General features: G+C 65.7%; 19 protein-coding genes. All 19 read right to left on the reverse strand.

Annotated features, from left to right (window positions below; all coding sequences use genetic code 11):
• The 19 genes from acpS to plsX all read right to left on the reverse strand — a co-directional run bounded on the left by acpS (window position 1) and on the right by plsX (window position 17,779).
• Window positions 1-453, reverse strand: a complete 453-nt coding sequence (gene acpS, locus WS66_RS24075; protein ID WP_059607065.1) for a holo-ACP synthase — start codon at window positions 451-453, stop codon at window positions 1-3.
• 69 nt (window positions 454-522) lie between these two features.
• Window positions 523-1,299 (reverse strand): pyridoxine 5'-phosphate synthase, encoded by a 777-nt coding sequence (gene pdxJ / locus WS66_RS24080; protein WP_059607063.1) that lies wholly within the window; start codon window positions 1,297-1,299, stop codon window positions 523-525.
• A complete protein-coding gene (recO, locus tag WS66_RS24085; protein ID WP_014897645.1) occupies window positions 1,296-2,135 on the reverse strand; it encodes a DNA repair protein RecO in 840 nt (279 codons plus the stop codon). Before recO ends, pdxJ begins: the two co-directional genes overlap by 4 nt.
• Window positions 2,122-3,021 (reverse strand): GTPase Era, encoded by a 900-nt coding sequence (gene era / locus WS66_RS24090; protein WP_059607060.1) that lies wholly within the window; start codon window positions 3,019-3,021, stop codon window positions 2,122-2,124. Before era ends, recO begins: the two co-directional genes overlap by 14 nt.
• A 60-nt stretch (window positions 3,022-3,081) precedes the next feature.
• Complete coding sequence (rnc, locus tag WS66_RS24095; protein ID WP_059607057.1) at window positions 3,082-4,329, reverse strand: ribonuclease III; 1,248 nt, start codon at window positions 4,327-4,329, stop codon at window positions 3,082-3,084.
• Window positions 4,330-4,482: 153 nt separating this feature from the next.
• Window positions 4,483-5,376 carry a signal peptidase I gene (gene lepB / locus WS66_RS24100; RefSeq protein ID WP_059607055.1) on the reverse strand — a complete coding sequence of 298 codons (894 nt, stop codon included), beginning with the start codon at window positions 5,374-5,376 and terminating at the stop codon, window positions 4,483-4,485.
• Between the two features lie 16 nt (window positions 5,377-5,392).
• Window positions 5,393-7,186 carry a translation elongation factor 4 gene (gene lepA, locus WS66_RS24105; protein ID WP_059607053.1) on the reverse strand — a complete coding sequence of 598 codons (1,794 nt, stop codon included), beginning with the start codon at window positions 7,184-7,186 and terminating at the stop codon, window positions 5,393-5,395.
• 217 nt (window positions 7,187-7,403) lie between these two features.
• Window positions 7,404-7,640 (reverse strand): glutaredoxin family protein, encoded by a 237-nt coding sequence (locus WS66_RS24110; RefSeq protein WP_059607051.1) that lies wholly within the window; start codon window positions 7,638-7,640, stop codon window positions 7,404-7,406.
• A gap of 7 nt (window positions 7,641-7,647) precedes the next feature.
• The gene (locus WS66_RS24115) at window positions 7,648-9,153 is read right to left on the reverse strand and encodes a DegQ family serine endoprotease (RefSeq protein WP_059607049.1); all 1,506 of its coding nucleotides are present in this window, start codon (window positions 9,151-9,153) and stop codon (window positions 7,648-7,650) included.
• A 16-nt stretch (window positions 9,154-9,169) separates the two neighbouring features.
• The gene (locus WS66_RS24120; RefSeq protein WP_059607047.1) at window positions 9,170-10,222 is read right to left on the reverse strand and encodes a MucB/RseB C-terminal domain-containing protein; all 1,053 of its coding nucleotides are present in this window, start codon (window positions 10,220-10,222) and stop codon (window positions 9,170-9,172) included.
• A gap of 5 nt (window positions 10,223-10,227) precedes the next feature.
• Window positions 10,228-10,845, reverse strand: coding sequence for a sigma-E factor negative regulatory protein (locus WS66_RS24125; protein WP_059523722.1), 618 nt, complete (start codon window positions 10,843-10,845; stop codon window positions 10,228-10,230).
• Between the two features lie 88 nt (window positions 10,846-10,933).
• Window positions 10,934-11,533: an RNA polymerase sigma factor RpoE gene (gene rpoE / locus WS66_RS24130; RefSeq protein WP_006752490.1), complete on the reverse strand. Its 600-nt coding sequence runs from the start codon at window positions 11,531-11,533 to the stop codon at window positions 10,934-10,936.
• Between the two features lie 91 nt (window positions 11,534-11,624).
• Window positions 11,625-12,089 carry a protein YgfX gene (locus WS66_RS24135; protein WP_059607045.1) on the reverse strand — a complete coding sequence of 155 codons (465 nt, stop codon included), beginning with the start codon at window positions 12,087-12,089 and terminating at the stop codon, window positions 11,625-11,627.
• Between the two features lie 11 nt (window positions 12,090-12,100).
• Window positions 12,101-13,333: a beta-ketoacyl-ACP synthase II gene (gene fabF, locus WS66_RS24140; RefSeq protein WP_059607043.1), complete on the reverse strand. Its 1,233-nt coding sequence runs from the start codon at window positions 13,331-13,333 to the stop codon at window positions 12,101-12,103.
• Between the two features lie 161 nt (window positions 13,334-13,494).
• On the reverse strand, window positions 13,495-13,734 hold the full coding sequence (acpP, locus tag WS66_RS24145; protein WP_004197638.1) for an acyl carrier protein: 240 nt from the start codon (window positions 13,732-13,734) through the stop codon (window positions 13,495-13,497).
• Window positions 13,735-13,878: 144 nt separating this feature from the next.
• Window positions 13,879-14,628, reverse strand: a complete 750-nt coding sequence (fabG, locus tag WS66_RS24150) for a 3-oxoacyl-ACP reductase FabG (RefSeq protein WP_059607041.1) — start codon at window positions 14,626-14,628, stop codon at window positions 13,879-13,881.
• 36 nt (window positions 14,629-14,664) lie between these two features.
• On the reverse strand, window positions 14,665-15,597 hold the full coding sequence (fabD, locus tag WS66_RS24155; protein ID WP_059607039.1) for an ACP S-malonyltransferase: 933 nt from the start codon (window positions 15,595-15,597) through the stop codon (window positions 14,665-14,667).
• An 85-nt stretch (window positions 15,598-15,682) separates the two neighbouring features.
• A complete protein-coding gene (locus WS66_RS24160) occupies window positions 15,683-16,672 on the reverse strand; it encodes a beta-ketoacyl-ACP synthase III (protein ID WP_059607037.1) in 990 nt (329 codons plus the stop codon).
• On the reverse strand, window positions 16,673-17,779 hold the full coding sequence (plsX, locus tag WS66_RS24165) for a phosphate acyltransferase PlsX (RefSeq protein WP_059607035.1): 1,107 nt from the start codon (window positions 17,777-17,779) through the stop codon (window positions 16,673-16,675).
• Window positions 17,780-17,905: the final 126 nt, after the last annotated feature.

The raw sequence follows: 17,905 nt of genomic DNA on the forward strand, positions 1-17,905 counted from the left end.
TCAGGAGGGGGTTCGGGAAACAGGTGCAGGTGCAAGTGCAGGTGCAGTGCCAGGCGCGGCGTCCGTTTCGGCGACCACGAACGACACCGCGTAGTCGCGTTCGTCGCTGACCGTCACGCGCGCCGTGATGCCACGCGCGGCAAGCCAGTCGGCCAGCTCGCCCGAAGCGACCACGTACGGCTCGCCGCTGCGCTGGTTGAGCGTCTGCAGCGCGCGCCACGTCATCGGCCAGTGCATGCCGAGCCCGATCGCCTTCGAGAACGCTTCCTTCGCGGAAAAGCGCGTCGCGAGAAACGCGATGCCGCGCGCCTCCGAGCGCGCACGGCGAGCCTGGAACACGCGCAGCTCGTCGGGGCCCAGCACCTTCTCGGCGAACCGGCCGCCCGTGCGCTCGAGCACGGCCGCGATACGGCTCACCTGGACGATGTCGGTGCCGATGCCGTAGATCGCCATCTCAACGCCCGCCGTGATGTGCGGACGATGCCGGGCGGCGAGTGAAGCGCGCGCGCACGCAACGCATCGTCAGCGCGCGCCGCCGTGCAGCGCGGCGACGCGTGCGGCGACCATGATCGCCTTCATCTCGCGCACCGCGTTATCCCAGCCTGCGAAGATCGCGTGCGCGACGATCGCGTGGCCGATGTTCAGTTCGACGATGCCGTCGATCGCGGCGATCTGCTGCACGTTCGTGTAATGCAGCCCGTGGCCGGCGTTGACCTTGAGACCCAATTGCGCACCGGCCTGCACGCCGGCGACGATGCGCTCGTATTCGCGCTGCTGCTCGGCCTCGTCGTGCGCATCGGCGTAGCGGCCGGTATGCAGCTCGACCACCGGCGCGCCGGCTTCGTGCGCGGCACGGATCTGCGTCTCGTCCGGATCGATGAACAGCGACACGCGCACGCCGGCGTCGGCGAGTTGCCTGCATGCCGCACGCACGGCCTCGAAGCGGCCGGCAACGTCGAGACCGCCTTCGGTCGTCAGTTCCTCGCGCTTCTCCGGCACGAGGCACGCGTCGTGCGGACGCACTTCGCATGCGATGTCGAGCATCTCGGCCGTCACCGCGCACTCGAGGTTCATCCGCGTCTTCAGCAGCGGGCGCAGCGTGCGCACGTCGGCGTCGACGATGTGGCGGCGGTCCTCGCGCAGATGCAGCGTGATCGCGTCCGCACCGGCCTCTTCGGCGGCGAGCGCCGCGCGGATCGGATCGGGATAGGACGTGCCGCGCGCGTTGCGCAGCGTCGCGACGTGGTCGATGTTCACGCCGAGGTCGATGGCGGTGGGCGTTGTCAGGAAGAAACTCATAGGTTTTGCAGGTCGATCAGGATCTGACGCGTGGCAAGCGGCGTACCGCCGAGATAGGTGTTCAGCAGGAAGCGCATCAGCGTCTTGCTTTGCGCGACCGTCTGGGCTCGATGGTAATCGTCCTGCTCCATGTCGAGCAACGTCTGTCCGGTAATCACCGGCCAGTGCGACGGTACGTCGTCGTCCGCATTGCGCACGCCGCGCTCGGGATCGAACACGTAGCGGCGATCCGGCTCGACCGCACGGCGCGCGACCGTGCGGTTCAGCGCCATCGCATAGCCGGTCTCGCGCAGCAGCACGCGCTCGAACGAGCGCAGCACCTGCACCGCAGGCTCGCCGTGCGCAAGGCGCGTGAGGGTCAGCACGTAGTGATTGAAGAGCGGCGGCTGCGGATCCTCGCGCGCGCAGAATTTCACGAGCAACTCGTTCGCGTAGAAACCGCACAGCAGCCCGTCGCCGCCGAGCGGGAGCATCCCGCCGACCCACTCGGCCCCCGTCAGCGTGCGTACTTCGGATTTGCCCGACCAGGACAGCAGTAGCGGCTGGAACGTCTGCAGCACGCCGCGCAGCGCGGAGTGCGGGCGCTTCGCGCCCTTCGCGACGAGCGCGAGGCGGCCGTGATCGCGCGTGAGCACGTCGATGATCAGGCTCGTTTCCCGATACGGATAGCTGTGCAGCACGAACGCCGGCTGCTCGGCGACGCGGAAATCGGACGTGCGAGACGTTGCGCGCCGCGCCTTGCGACGCGGCGGTTCGGGCGGTGCCGGCAACGGCGCGTCGTTCGCGCCGGCAGTCACCGCGTCTTCGGTCGACGTCAGCGCGTCATTCGTACCCATAGGCGCGCAGCCCCGCCTCGTTGTCGGCCCACCCGCTCTTCACCTTCACGAAGGTCTCGAGATACACGGGGCCGTCGAACAGCTTCTCCATGTCCATCCGCGCCTCGGTGCTGATCTGCTTGAGCTTCTCGCCCTTCTTGCCGATCACCATCGCCTTGTGCGAATCGCGCTCGACGAGGATCGTCGCGAAGATACGCTTCAGGCGCCCTTCCTCCTCGAACTTGTCGATCAGCACGGTGCTCGTGTAGGGCAGTTCGTCGCCGGTCCAGCGGAACACCTTCTCGCGCAGGATTTCGGCCGCAAGGAAGCGCGAGCTGCGGTCGGTCAGTTCGTCCTCGCCGTAGATCGGCTCGCCTTCCGGCAGGTACGGCTTGATGGTGTCCAGCAGGCGCTTGATGTCTTCCGGCCGCTGTGCCGACAGCGGCACGAGTTCGGTGAATTCGCGCAGCCCGCTCATCTGCTGCATGAACGGGAACAGCGTCGCCTTGTCGGACACACGATCGATCTTGTTCGCGATCAGCAGCGTCGGCATGCCGGGCGGGATCAGGTCGAGCACCTTCTGGTCGTCGGGCCCGAAGCGGCCGGCCTCGATCACGAACAGGATCACGTCGACCGACGTGAGCGTCGACGTGACCGCGCGGTTCAGCGAGCGGTTCAGCGCGGTGCTGTGACGTGTCTGAAAGCCCGGCGTGTCGACGAACACGAATTGCGCGTCATCGAACGTGTTGATGCCGGTGATGCGATGGCGGGTCGTTTGCGCCTTGCGCGACGTGATGCTGATCTTCTGGCCGACGAGTGCGTTCATCAACGTCGACTTGCCGACGTTCGGGCGGCCCACGATCGCGATCATGCCGCAACGGAAACCGGTAGGAGCGGGAGTGTTCATATCGTTTGGGAGACAGGTTCGGAAACGGCCGCGCGGCGCGCGGCACGATCGAGGGGCAATTCAGTGGTCGGCATCGGCCACGCGCGCCTGCGCGGCAGCGAGGCTTGCGCCACCCTGCGGCGTCTCGGTGCCGGGCGCCGCGGCGTCGCGGGCGCGCGACGTTGCACGCGAAGCGGCGTCTGAACCGGCAGCGGGCTTGTCGGTGGACGCGGCCGGATCGGCCGCCTGGCCCGCCTGCTTGTCGGCTGCACGGGGTGCGGCTTCCGCGTGCTTGTCCGTCGCGCGCGAGCCGGTTTCGTTGCGATCCGACGGCTTCTCAGGCGCCTTGTCGGCCGGCTTGTCGGCCATCGGCTTCGGGGGCCGGTCGGCCTTGTCCGTGGCCGTTTCCACATGCGCCGCGCGAATCGCGGCCATCGGCGCCTGCGTCGGCCGCTCGGTCGTGTGTGCGCCGGCGTCGGTCGCTGCCGACCCGGCAGCAGGCGCCTTCGCGTCGCGCGTCGTCGCACGCTCCTTTCGGTCCGGCGAACGCAGGTCGAGCGCTTCCTGCACGCCCTTCACGCCCGGCACGATTTCAGGCTCGACGTGCTTCGACCCGCGTGCGTTCTTCGAACGCTTCGGCTTCGCGGCCAGCATCGGCGCGGCCGCCAGCACCTCGTCGAGCGCCTTCTTCGCGGCAGCCTGCTCGGCCGCCCGCCGGCTCGCGCCGGAGCCTGACACCTTCACGTCGAGCTTCGGTACCGTGCACTCGACCTCGAACTGCTGATTGTGCGCCGCACCATGAGTCGCGACGACCGTATAGGTCGGTAGCGCGATCTTGTGCCCCTGCAGGTACTCCTGCAGCAACGTCTTCGCATCCTTGCCGAGCGTGCGCGGATCGATGTGGTCGAGAATCGGGATATAGAGGCGCTTGATGACCCCTTGGGCGGCTTCGAAGCCGCCATCGAGGAATACCGCCCCGATGATGGCTTCGAACGCGTCCGCGAGGATCGACGGGCGACGGAAGCCGCCGCTGCGCAATTCGCCCTCGCCCAGCCGCAACCCTTCCGAAATATTCAGGGCCTGAGCGATTTCGTAGAGCGACTGCTGCTTGACGAGGTTGGCGCGCACGCGCGACAGGTCGCCTTCGTCCAGCTTGCTGAAACGCTGGAACAAAAGGGCGGCCACCGCGCAATTCAGAACGGAATCGCCGAGAAACTCGAGCCGTTCATTGTGCGTGGCACTGTGACTGCGATGGGTCAAAGCCTGGCGCAATAATTCCGCATTGCGAAATTCGTAGCGCAGCCGGCTTTCCAACTGGGATAGGGGCATGTGCAGGAGTATAACGCGGGCGCCGGTCGGGCCGAAACGGCACGGCCGGACGCGAAAAGGCGTGACGAGGCGGTGTTACCGCCGGTTCTTAAAGTAGTTCGGCAATACGCGACGCGGCCCGTGCGTCGCGCATTGCGTGCGAGTCGAACGCGATCAGTTGAAGGAACCGATGCGCTTCAGGTCGCCGAAGTTCATCCAGATGAAGAACGCGCGGCCGACGATGTTGTTGTCCGGCACGAAACCCCAGTAGCGGCTGTCGGCGCTGTTGTCGCGGTTGTCGCCCATCATGAAGTAGTGGCCCGGCGGCACCTTGCAGATCACGCCGCGGCTGTTGTACGTGCAGTTGTCGCGATACGGATAATCGTAAGCGCCCATCACGAACGGCGGCACGGCCGGGTTGTTGAGGATCGCGTTCTTCTTGTTGCCGATCGTTTCCTCGAACTGCTTTGCGTAGTTCTGGCGCTCGTCGTCGAAGAAATCCGGCAACGGCGTTTCGGGCACCGGCTGGCCGTTGATCGTCAGTTGCTTGTCCTGGTAAGCGACCGTGTCGCCCGGCAGGCCGATCACGCGCTTGATGTAGTCGACCGACTCGTCCTTCGGATAACGGAACACGACGACGTCGCCGCGCGACAGCGGGCTGCCCTGCGTGATCTTGGTGTTCGTGATCGGCAGGCGCAGACCGTATTCGAACTTGTTGACGAGGATGAAGTCTCCGATCCGCAGCGTCGGCACCATCGAGCCCGACGGAATCTTGAACGGCTCGACGACGAACGATCGCACGACGAACACGGCCAGAATCACCGGGAAGAAGCTCGCGGTGTACTCGAGCCACCACGGCTGACGCAGTTTTTCGTCGCGCAGCCTCGAACGCGTCTGCGCTGCGTTTTCGTCAGCGAATCGCTTGTCGATGCGCGACTGCTGGCGATCGAACTCCTCGATCGCCGCATCGGCCGCCTTGCGTCGCCGCGGCAGGAACACCAGTTTGTCCAACACCCACGCTACGCCCGTCACGACGACGAGCACAAAAAGAATCAGCGCAAAATTCATAAAAGGATCAGTCCTGTTATTTGTCTTCGACGCGCAAGATCGCGAGGAACGCTTCCTGCGGGATCTCGACCGAACCCACCTGCTTCATGCGTTTCTTACCTTCTTTCTGCTTCTCGAGCAGTTTCTTCTTTCGCGTGATGTCGCCGCCGTAGCACTTCGCGAGCACGTTCTTGCGGAGTGCCTTGATGTTCTCGCGCGCGACGATGTGCGCACCGATCGCGGCCTGGATCGCCACGTCGTACATCTGGCGCGGAATGATCTCGCGCATCTTCGCGGCCACTTCACGGCCGCGATACTGCGACTGCGAGCGGTGCACGATGATCGACAGCGCATCGACCTTGTCGCCGTTGATCAGCATGTCGACCTTGACGACGTCCGACGTGCGGTATTCCTTGAACTCGTAATCCATCGACGCATAACCGCGCGACACCGACTTCAGCCGATCGAAGAAGTCGAGCACGATTTCGGCCATCGGGATTTCGTACGTGAGCTGCACCTGGCGGCCGTGATACTGCATGTTGATCTGCGAGCCGCGCTTCTGCTCGCACAGCGTGATCACGGACCCGACGTAGTCCTGCGGCATGTACAGGTTCACGGTGACGATCGGCTCGCGAACTTCGGCGATGCGGCCGGGCTCCGGCATCTTTGCCGGGTTCTCGACCATGATCGTCGAGCCGTCGCTCTGCACGACCTCGTAGACGACCGTCGGCGCGGTCGTGATGAGATCCATGTCGAATTCGCGCTCGAGCCGCTCCTGCACGATTTCCATGTGCAGCAGCCCGAGGAAGCCGCAGCGGAAACCGAAGCCGAGCGCCTGCGACACTTCCGGCTCGTACTGCAGCGATGCGTCGTTGAGCTTCAGCTTCTCGAGCGACTCGCGCAGCGCGTCGTACTGGTTCGCCTCGACCGGATAGAGGCCCGCGAACACCTGTGGCTTCACTTCCTTGAAACCCGGCAGCGGCTCGGTGGCGGCCTTGGTCACGTGCGTGACCGTATCACCGACCTTCGCGGCCGTCAGTTCCTTGATGCCGGCGATGATGAAGCCGACCTGCCCGGCCGACAGCGATTCGAGATTGCGCGACTTCGGCGTGAATACACCGACGTGCTCGACCGGATACTGCGCGCCGGTCGCCATCATCTTGATCTTGTCCTTCGGGCGCAGCGTGCCGTTGACGATGCGCACGAGCATCACGACGCCGACGTAGTTGTCGAACCACGAATCGATGATCAGCGCCTGCAGCGGCGCGGCCGGATCGCCCTTCGGCGGCGGCACCTTCGCGATCAGCGCTTCGAGCACGTCCTCGACGCCGAGCCCCGTCTTCGCGCTGCAGCGCGTCGCGTCGGTCGCGTCGATGCCGATCACGTCCTCGATCTCCTCGATCGCGTTCTCGGGGTTCGCCGCCGGCAGGTCGATCTTGTTCAGCACCGGCACGACCTCGACGCCGAGCTCGATCGCCGTGTAGCAGTTCGCGACCGTCTGCGCCTCGACGCCCTGGCTCGCGTCGACCACGAGCAGCGCACCTTCGCACGCGGACAGCGAACGGCTGACCTCGTACGAGAAGTCGACGTGCCCCGGCGTATCGATCAGGTTGAGGTTGTAGACCTTGCCGTCGCGGGCGCGATAGGACAGTGCCGCCGTCTGCGCCTTGATCGTGATGCCGCGTTCGCGCTCGATATCCATCGAATCGAGCACCTGCGCTTCCATTTCACGGTCGGCGAGGCCGCCGCATACCTGGATGATGCGATCCGCGAGCGTCGACTTGCCATGGTCGATGTGCGCGATGATCGAGAAATTGCGAATATGATCCATTCAGTGCCGATCAAGCGAAAAAGGCGCGCTCGACGACTGCGGAGCACGCCTTGTAAGTCGGTGAAAAAACGGCTTATTTTAGCCGAAAAGGCCTTTGCCGGGCGGTAATTTGGGACGTCTGGTCGAGGACGCCCGGTCAGGGCACCCTGCCGGAGGCCTTGGCGGGCAGACTCGCACCGGAACTCCGCGCAGGGCGCGGCCGGCGGCGGGGCCAGATTCAGCGCCGCGCCGATAGCGCGCCGCGCACCCTCGCCTCGTCGAACCGGTGGCGGCACACCTCCGTGCCGTCCAGCAACAGTACCGGCACGTCCTCGTCGTAACGGGCGACGAGCGCCGGATCGGCGTCGATGTCGACGTAGTCGACGGCAACGCCGAACTCGGCCGCCACGGGCGCCAGCGCATCGCGCATGTCGTCGCACAGATGGCACCAGCCGCGGCCGTAGAGCGTGAACATCGGCGCGTTACTTCTGGATCGGGCGCGGGCGCACCGGCACGAACTGCGTGTTGTCGCCGCGCCGCACGAGCACCGCGACAGCCTTCTGCGGATCCAACTGCGCGGTCACGTCGGCGAACTGCTTCGCGCTCGTGATGTCGGTGTCGCCGACGCGCAGCACGATGTCGCCGCGCTGCAGGCCCGCACGGGCCGCCGGACCGTCGACGCCGTCGATCTGCACGCCATTCTTCAGCTTCAGCGACTTCAGCTGGTCAGCCGAAAGGTCGCTGACCGTCAAGCCGAGTGAATTGGCCTGGCGCGGCTTCTGCGGCACATTCTTGCGCTGCTCGGCCTTCGCCGTCGTCTCCGCCGGCGTCTCGGCGATCGTGATCGGCACATCACGCGCCTGACCCTTGCGCCACACGCTGACGGTCGCCTTGGTGCCCGGCTTCGTGTCGCCGACCATGCGCGGCAGATCCGACGCCGCATCGACCGGCCGGCCGTTGAACTTCAGGATGATGTCACCCGGCTGAATGCCCGCCTTGTCGGCCGGACCGCCCGGCTCGACGCTGCTGACGAGCGCGCCTTCCGCCTTCGGCAACCCGATCGAGTCGGCCACATCCTTCGTCACTTCGCCGATCGCCACCGCGATGCGGCCGCGCGTGACCTTGCCGGTCGCCTTCAGCTGGTCCGCCACGCGCATCGCCTCGTCGATCGGGATCGCGAACGAAATGCCCATGAAACCGCCGGTGCGGCTGTAGATCTGCGAGTTGATGCCGATCACCTCGCCCTGCATGTTGATCAGCGGGCCGCCCGAGTTGCCGGGGTTCACCGCGACGTCGGTCTGGATGAACGGCAGGTAATCGCCCGTGTTGCGGCTCTTCGAACTCACGATGCCGGCCGTCACGGTGTTGTCGAGGCCGAACGGCGAGCCGATCGCGACGACCCACTCGCCGACGCGCACCTTGTTCGAATCGCCGATCGCGACAACCGGCAGATTCGACGCCTGGATCTTGACGACCGCGACGTCCGTGCGGTCGTCGACGCCGACCAGTTTCGCCTTGAATTCGCGCTTGTCGGTCAACGTCACGTAGATGGTGTCAGCGTCGTCGACGACGTGCGCGTTGGTCATCACGTAGCCGTCCGCCGACACGATGAAGCCCGAACCGACGCCGCGGTTCTGCTCGGTGTCGGGCGGATTGTCTGGCGCCGGCGCGTTTTTCGGGTTGCCATTGCCGTTGCCGCCACGACTACCGGGCGCCTGCGGCAGCGGAATGCCGAAGAAGCGCCGGAAGAATTCCGACATGTCGCCGTTGTCGAAGCCCGGCGGGAGCACGCCGCGCGGCCCGGGCGTCGGCACGTTCGCGGTGGTCCGGATGTTCACGACAGCCGGCCCGACCTTCTCGACCAGATCGGCGAAGTCGGGAAGGCTGGCTGCAGGAGGCGTGACAGCGGCAGCGGTATGCGAGGCAAGCGGCAGGCAGGCAAACAGCACCGCCGCCGCGAACACTTTGCGCAGCGTGAGTTTCGTCATGTCGAAAGCCGTAGCGTTACTTGGAAGCCTTGTATTCTATGGCAGACGCGAACTGCTGCAACGTGGCCGGCGGCACTTCGCCGAGCACGGTGATCCAGTAGTCGCCGCGGCGCTTCACGAGCACGTGGGTCGCGCCGGTGCTGCCCGCACCTTCCTTGCGCGTGTTCTTTTCGGCCGGCTCGATGAAGACGGAGATCGTCGCGAGGCCGTCGGTGAAGACGGCCTGATCGACCGGAATCGGCGGATCACCGGCGTCGCGCGCGGCCATCGGGCGGCGCACCTCGCGAATCTTCCGGAATCCGGCGATGGTCGGTGCGATCTGCCAGCCCTGCGCTTCCATGTCGACCGTCGCGACCGGCGGGCGGACGACCGTCCAGCCGCTCAGGTTGCGCATGCCGGCCGCAATCGCGGATTTGTCGCCGGCCGTGCCGCCTGTCTGCACTTGCGAAAATGCGACCTGCTCGAGCACGTGATCGCTCGCGTCGAGCGTCTGCGAACGCAGCAGCAGCCCGGTGCGGGTGTCGGCCCACAGCTTGTACGTGAACCGGTACGCATCCTTCGGTACGAGTTCGACCACTTGCGCGTCGACCCCGGCCACACGGTCCTTGCCGAGCAGCTTCGCGTCATAAACGGACATCACGTGCTCGCCGCCCGCGCCGAGCAATGCAGGGAACGAATCGCGCGTCTGGCGGCGCTCGACCACGCACAACTTGCGCTCGGGAACGAACGTGTACAACTCGTCGTTGTGCCGCAGAACCTTGCGCGGCTTGCCGTCGAGCGACTCGATCCGCTCGAACTCGCCGTCGCGGGACGCCACGTGCGCGATACGCGACGACTGGACATAGCCGCCGCGCTGGTAGACGAACGTACCCTCGTAGCTCTGCTGCTGCGCCGCCTGCTGGATGCGATCGAGCCAATCCGCCGCCCCCTTGCGGGTCGCGACGGGATCGTCCGGTTGCTGGGCGCTGGCTGTGAGGGATTGGACGGACAACAGGGCGGCTGCGCAAAGCAGGAGGGCCGGCAGCCGCTTCCATCCGGAGATGGCGTGATTCAACTGCAATGTCCGCATCGGGTTTATTGGCCTGGCGTGGTGGTCACGGCAGCGCGGATCAGCGGCATCGAGCCCGTGACGACGGGCTGCTGCGCGAATTGCTGGTGCGCTTCAAGGTATTGGTCGAGACTTGCGTCGCGGATGATGTTGACGTCCTGCAGACCCGGCTGCGCCGATGCCTGCGCAACCGTCACGCGCTGCAGGTTGCCGTTCTGCGGTGCGCCTGTCGATGCGACCTGGACGGCGCCCGGCGCGCCGGCCGTCTGCATCTGCGGGACGACGATCCACGTCAGCGTGGCGGCCGCGGCGGCCACCGCGAACGCGGGCACGACTCGCCGGCGCAGCGACAGCAGTTTGCGCGCGACCGGCGCGGCGGCCGGCGCGAGCAGGTGCGGCTCGCTTTCGAGCGCGGCCGACATGCGCGCGGTGAACGCGACGCTCAGCGCGGGCGACAGTGCGAGCTCGTCCGAGCGCAGCGCATCGCCGATCAGGTGGTAATGGGCCCACGCAGCGCGATCCGCGCGGTCGAGCTCAGCCAGAAACTGCCCGTGATCCGGGCCGTCGAACAGTTCACCGTCGACCAGAGCGGAAAGGCGCTCGCCGCGCGAGCACGCCTGCGACTGCGTATTGACCGACCCCATGATGCTCCCCATCTTGCACACACCCCGTCGTGACTTCACGACTCTATCCGTAACTAGACCCCGACCCGCTTCGTTGCGCCCGTCGCGCTTACCAGCGCTTGCCTTCGGGCGTATCGAGCAGCGGACGCAATTTCGCAGCAATTGCCTCGCGCGCCCGGAAGATCCGCGACCGGACCGTCCCGATCGGACAATCCATCATTTCCGCGATCTCTTCGTAGCTCAGGCCCTCGATCTCGCGCAGCGTGATCGCCTGGCGCAGTTCTTCGGGCAGGACGGCCATTGCAGCGTTGACCGTCTCGGCAATCTGCTTGCTCATCAACATCGACTCAGGCGTGTTGATATCCCTTAGTTGGTCTGCGTCGGAGAAAGTTTCCGCTTCCTCGGCATCGGCCTCGGTGGAGGTCGGTGCCCGGCGGCCCTGCGTCGCAAGGTAGTTCTTCGCCGTATTGACGGCAATCCGGTACAACCACGTGTAGAACGCCGACTCGCCGCGAAATTGCGGCAGCGCACGATACGCCTTGATGAACGCGTCCTGGGCCACATCCTCGACCTCGGCGGGATCCCGCACGAGGCGCGAGATCAGCCGAATGATCTTGCGGTGGTATTTGGAGACCAGGAGTTCGAACGCTGCCTTGTCGCCTTTCTGTACGCGCTCGACCAGAGCCTGATCGATTTCTTTTTCACTCACCTGACAAATCCGTTAACTAGGGATGCAACGCGGAGCGTTATTGTAGCGTTCCGGCGCCGGGCGCTGGTTACGGTCGGTAACTGCGCCACCGTCATGCCCGCCCCGCCGTGCCCGCGCTACGCGCCAGCACGGACAGCGCGCTGAACGACGCGGCATCGAGCGCATCGGCAGGGATCAACAGCGGCCGGGCGCGCCGGGCGCCCTGCCCGACCGACAGTACGAGCAGCAGGCTGCTCCAGTGTGCATGGCCGGTCACGCGGCCCCGGGCCAGCAAGCGCCCGGTGCGGCCAAACGCCGCAATCTCCCCGAATGCATCGATCCGCAGCTCGGCCGGCAGCCGACGGGCACAGGCCCGCGCGGCACACACGGCAAGCAGCGCAGCCGTCGCCGCGGACACGCACGCGCCGGCGGCAGCACCGGCCCGCGGCGCCCAGAACAGGTACGCGGACGCGGCAGCCGCCGCGACGAACACGGCCAGCACGACATACGACACGGCCGAGGCCCGCAACGCAAAGCGCTGCGGACGCCCGGCCGGAGCATCGAATGGACTCGTCAAGCGATTCGGCGTCAGACGCGCTTGAACACCAGCGTGCCGTTGGTACCGCCGAAGCCGAAGTTGTTCTTCACGGCAACGTCGATCTTCATGTCACGCGCGGTGTTCGCGCAGTAATCGAGATCGCACTCGGGGTCCTGGTTGAAGATGTTGATGGTCGGCGGCGACACGTTGTTGTGCAGCGCCAGCACCGTGAACACCGACTCGAGACCACCCGCGCCACCCAGCAAGTGGCCCGTCATCGACTTCGTCGAGTTCACGACGAGCTTGTACGCATGCTCGCCGAAGGCCGCCTTCACCGCGTCGGACTCGTTCTTGTCGCCGAGCGGCGTCGACGTGCCGTGCGCGTTCAGGTACTGAACCTCGTCCGCGTTCACGCCGGCGTCGCGCAGTGCCGCAACCATGCAGCGGCGCGGACCGTCCATGTTCGGCGCGGTCATGTGGTACGCATCGCCCGTCATGCCGAAGCCCGAGACTTCCGCATAGATCTTCGCGCCGCGCGCCTTCGCCGCCTCGTATTCCTCGAGCACCATGACGCCTGCACCCTCGCCCAGCACGAAGCCGTCGCGGTCCTTGTCCCACGGACGGGACGCAGTGGCCGGATCGTCGTTGCGGGTCGATAGCGCACGCGCGGCCGCGAAGCCGCCGATGCCGAGCGGCGACACCGTCGATTCGGCGCCGCCCGCGACCATCACGTCGGCATCGCCGGCCTGGATCAGGCGCGCCGCGAGGCCGATGCTGTGCAGACCGGTCGTGCAGGCCGTCACGACCGCGAGGTTCGGGCCCTTCAGGCCGAACATGATGCTCAGGTGACCCGAGATCATGTTGATGATCGAACCCGGCACGAAGAACGGCGAGATCCGGCGCGCGCCGCGATCGACGTAGGTCTGGTGCGTGTCTTCGATCATCGGCAGGCCGCCGATGCCGGAGCCGACCAGCACGCCGATGCGTTCCGCATTGGCTTCGTTCACTTCGAGGCCGCTGTCCCGGATTGCCTGGACGCCGGCTGCGATGCCGTAATGGATGAACGTATCCATGTTGCGGGCTTCCTTCGCCGGAATGTACTCCTCGGCGCTGAAACCCTTCACCTCACCCGCGAAATGCACGGCAAGGTTCGACGGATCGAACTTCGTGACGGTGGCGATGCCGGACCTGCCGGCGACGAGATTGGCCCAGCCGTCGGCAACATTATTGCCAACAGGCGAAATCAGCCCCAGGCCTGTAACGACAACACGACGGCGGCTCACGGTAACCTCTTTTCCATTGGATGACAAAAACAAAAGCCACAGTGGCCACAGGAACCAGCCCTGCGAGCCCTGTGGCTGTTAGTCCGTCCGGCGCGGTTGCCGGCAGGATGGCGCGTCAAACGCGAAGATCGCGGCGACGTGGCAGACAAGCGCTAAGGCGCTTACGCCTTGACGTTTGCGCGAGCGTAGTCGATCGCTTGCTGAACGGTCGTGATCTTCTCTGCTTCTTCGTCCGGGATTTCCATGCCGAACTCGTCTTCGAGCGCCATCACCAGTTCGACCGTGTCGAGCGAGTCCGCGCCCAGGTCGTTCACGAACGATGCTTCGTTCTTGATCTCGGCTTCTGCGACGCCCAGTTGCTCAGCGACGATCTTCTTGACACGTTGTTCGATGTTATCCATTACCCCTCCGAGGGAAAGTTCAGATTTACAAGTGCGCGCATTTTATCAGGTTTGCTGACGCCAAAACGCGCGTTGGCTTGATGGTCGATCAAGCGCCTATCCGCCTGAAAAACGGGATACGGCGCGGATGGTAAACGAAAACCGTTACGACATGTACATGCCGCCGTTCACGTGCAGCGTCGTGCCGGTGATGTAACCGGCCTGCGGCGATGCGAGGAACGCGACGGCATGGGCGATGTCTTCCGGGCTGCCGAGGCGGCCGAGCGGAATCTGGGTCTTGAGCGCGGTCTGCTGTTCTTCCGGCAGCGTCTTCGTCATGTCGGTGTCGATGAAGCCCGGCGCGACGCAGTTCACCGTGATGCCGCGGCTGCCGATCTCGCGCGCGAGCGCACGGGTCATGCCCGCGACGCCGGCCTTCGCGGCAGCATAGTTGACCTGCCCCGGGTTGCCGGCCGAACCGACCACCGACGTGATGTTGATGATACGGCCGCCGCGGGCCTTCATCATCGGGCGCAGCACTGCACGCGACAGGCGGAACACCGACTTCAGGTTGGTGTCGATCACCGCGTCCCAGTCCTCGTCCTTCATCCGCATCGCGAGCTGGTCCTGCGTGATCCCGGCGTTGTTGACGAGCACGTGGAGCGCGCCGAATTCCTTCACGGTCGCGTCGATCAGCGCTTCGGCCGCCGCCGCGTCGTTGACGTTCAGCACCGCGCCGCGGCCCGTCACGCCCGCTTCCGCGAACCCTGCGGTAATCGCGGCAGCGCCCGATTCGCTCGTCGCCGTGCCGATCACCGTCGCGCCCAGGCGCGCGAGTTCGAGCGCGATCGCCCGGCCGATGCCGCGAGACGCGCCGGTCACGATCGCGACCTGTTTATCGAGAGTCTTTTCCATGAATCGAATATCCGTCTCTTGAGGAAAGGCGCCGCGTCAGGCGGTCGCCAGCTTCAGTGCTTCATCGAGCGAAGCCGGATCGAATACCGATGCGCCGACCAGGTTGCCGTCGATGCGCTTCGTCAGGCCCGACAGCACCTTGCCCGGACCGCATTCGATCACGTGCGTGACGCCCGTGCCCGCGATGTGCTGCACGCATTCGACCCAGCGCACCGGGCCCGCGGCCTGGCGCACCAGCGCGTCCTTGATCGCGGCCGGATCGCTGACCACGGCGACGTCGATGTTGTTGACGACGGGAATCTGCGGCGCCTTCACGTCGACGTTCGCGAGATAGTCGCGCAACTGGTCCGACGCCGGCTTGAGCAGCGACGAATGGAACGGCGCCGACACGGGCAAAGGCAACGCGCGCTTCGCGCCCTTCGCCTTCGCAATCTCGCAGGCCTTCTCGACGGCCGCCTTCGCGCCCGCGATCACGACCTGCGCCGGAGCGTTGAAGTTCACGGCTTCGACGACGCCCGCTTGCGCGGCTTCGACACACACCGCGCGCACCGTGTCGTCATCGAGACCCAGGATCGCGGCCATGCCGCCCTCGCCGACCGGCACGGCCGTCTGCATCGCCTGCGCCCGGAAACGCACGAGCGGCACTGCGTCCTTGAACGCGATCGCGCCCGCGGCGACGAGCGCCGTGTATTCGCCGAGGCTGTGGCCCGCGACGATCGACGGGGCCGGGCCGCCGGCCTGCTGCCATGCGCGGTAGCACGCGTAGGCGGCCGTCAGCATCACGGGCTGCGTGTTGGTGGTCAGATTCAGTTCTTCGGCCGGACCTTCGGCGATCAGCTTGCCGAGATCCTGATTGAGTGCATCGGATGCTTCCTGAAGCGTCTCGCGCACGACGGCCAGATCGGCGAATGCGTTGAGCATGCCGACCGACTGCGAGCCCTGCCCCGGAAAAACGAATGCAAATTTCATATCGCCCCCAATTGAATCGATTCGGACGGCGCGCGCGAACGGCGCGCCGGTTCGGGATCCGCGCGCAGCCATTGCGCGCCGCGGATCAGTAGCGGAAGACGGATGCGCCCCACGTGAAGCCGCCGCCGACGCCTTCGATCAGCACGTGCTGACCGCGCTGGATGCGGCCGTCGCGCACCGCGGTGTCGAGCGCCAGCGGGATCGACGCAGCCGACGTGTTGCCGTGCTGGTCGACCGTCACGACCATGCGCTCCTGCGGCAGGCCGAGTTTGCGGCAGGTGCTGGTCATGATGCGGATGTTGGCCTGGTGCGGAATCAGCCAGTCGATCTGCTCCGGCGCGAGATTCGCCTTGGCGAGCGCCTCGATCGCGACCTTTTCGAGCACGTTGACCGCGAGCTTGAACACGGCCTGCCCGTCCATGTACAGGAATGCGCTGCCGTCGATCACGCCGCGATTGACGTTGCCCGGTGTGCAGAGGATGTTCGAATAACTGCCATCCGCGTGCAGCGCGCTGCCGAGCACGCCCGGCTCTTCCGATGCGGACAGGATCACCGCGCCCGCGCCGTCGCCGAACAGCACGCAGGTCGTCCGGTCCTTGAAATCGAGAATGCGCGAGAACGTCTCCGCGCCAACGATGAGCGCCGTGCGGTGCTGGCCACTGCGAATGAAGCTGTCTGCCGTCGCCATCGCATAGGCAAAGCCGGAGCACACGGCCTGCACGTCGAATGCCGCGCCGCCGTTCTTGATGCCGAGCTTGTTCTGCAGCAGGCACGCCGTGCTGGGAAACACGAAATCGGGGGTCGAAGTCGCGACGATGATCAGGTCGATCGACTGCGGATCGATACCGGCCATTTCGATCGCACGACGCGACGCCTCGAGCGCGAGGTCGCTCGTCGTGACGTCCGGTGCGGCGAAGTGACGCGCATGGATGCCCGTGCGCGCAACGATCCACTCATCGCTCGTCTCGATGCCTTCCTTCGCGAGTCGATCGGCAAGCTGCTGGTTCGTGACGCGGTCGGGCGGCAGATAGCTGCCCGTGCCGAGCACGCGGGAATAGAGAGTCGATTGGGCCATTTATGCTTTAGAGGATTGCGCAGCGGAAGGTTCGGCGTGATGGCCTGCGGCCGGGCTCGTCTGGCCCGCGCCGCCCGCGTCGTGTTCGCCGTCGCCGAGCGACACCGAATTGTCCGCCATCGCGCGCGCGAGGCGCTCCAGCACGCCGTTTTTGACGGCATCATACCCGCGTTTGATCGCCCACTCAAACGCATAGGCATCGGCCGAACCGTGGCTTTTGATCACGAGGCTCTTCAGCCCCAGCAGCGCCGCGCCGTTGTACTGGCGGTGATCGACGCGCTTCTTGAAACGCATCAGCACCGGCAGCGCAAGCAGCGCCATCAGCTTCGACATCAGCGAACGGCCGAACTCCTCGCGGATGATGTCGGAGAGCATCTGCGCGAGCCCTTCGGACGTCTTCAGCGCGACGTTGCCGACGAAGCCGTCGCAGACGATCACGTCGACCGTGCCTTTATAGATGTCGTTGCCTTCGACGTTGCCGCGGAAATTCAGCGTGCTGGCGCGCAGCAGCTCCCCCGCGCGCTTGATCGTCTCGTTGCCCTTGATGACCTCTTCGCCGATGTTCAACAGGCCGATCGTCGGACGCTCCTTGCCTTCGAGCGCGGCAACGAGCGCGTGCCCCATCTCCGCGAACTGCAGCAGGTGCTGCGGCTCGCAGTCGACGTTCGCGCCGAGGTCCAGCATCATCGTGTAGCCGGTCGGGTTCGGCAGCGCGAACGCGATCGCGGGCCGCTCGATGCCGGGCAGCGTCTTGAGCACGTAACGGGAAACGGCCATCAGCGCACCGGTATTGCCGGCGGAGATACAGGCCTGGGCCGCGCCGTCCTTGACGTGGTTGAGCGCGACACGCATCGAAGAATCCTTCTTCTTGCGCAGCGCCACTTCGACAGGGTCGTCCATCGCCACGACTTCGGTGGCGGGCACGATGGTCAGCGCGGGGTCGTCGAGGGCTTTCAGCTTTTTCAGCTGAGCGCGGATCGCGCTTTCGATGCCGACGAGCATCAGGTGCGCATCGGGATGCGCGCGGACGAACTTGACTGCCGCGGGAACGGTCACGGACGGGCCGTGGTCGCCTCCCATGCAATCGATTGTGAGCTTTACGGTCATGGAATGCGACGAATTTCAGGCACAAAAAAGCGGCAGTTGAATGCCGCCTTTTTGTTGAGCCAGGAAAGTGTCAAGCGAACCAGTTGTCACGCGAACGGCGAACGTAGCGCGCAACGCGTGACTTGA

Source organism: Burkholderia sp. LA-2-3-30-S1-D2 (assembly GCF_001523915.2).
In the GTDB taxonomy this organism is placed as follows: domain Bacteria; phylum Pseudomonadota; class Gammaproteobacteria; order Burkholderiales; family Burkholderiaceae; genus Burkholderia; species Burkholderia diffusa.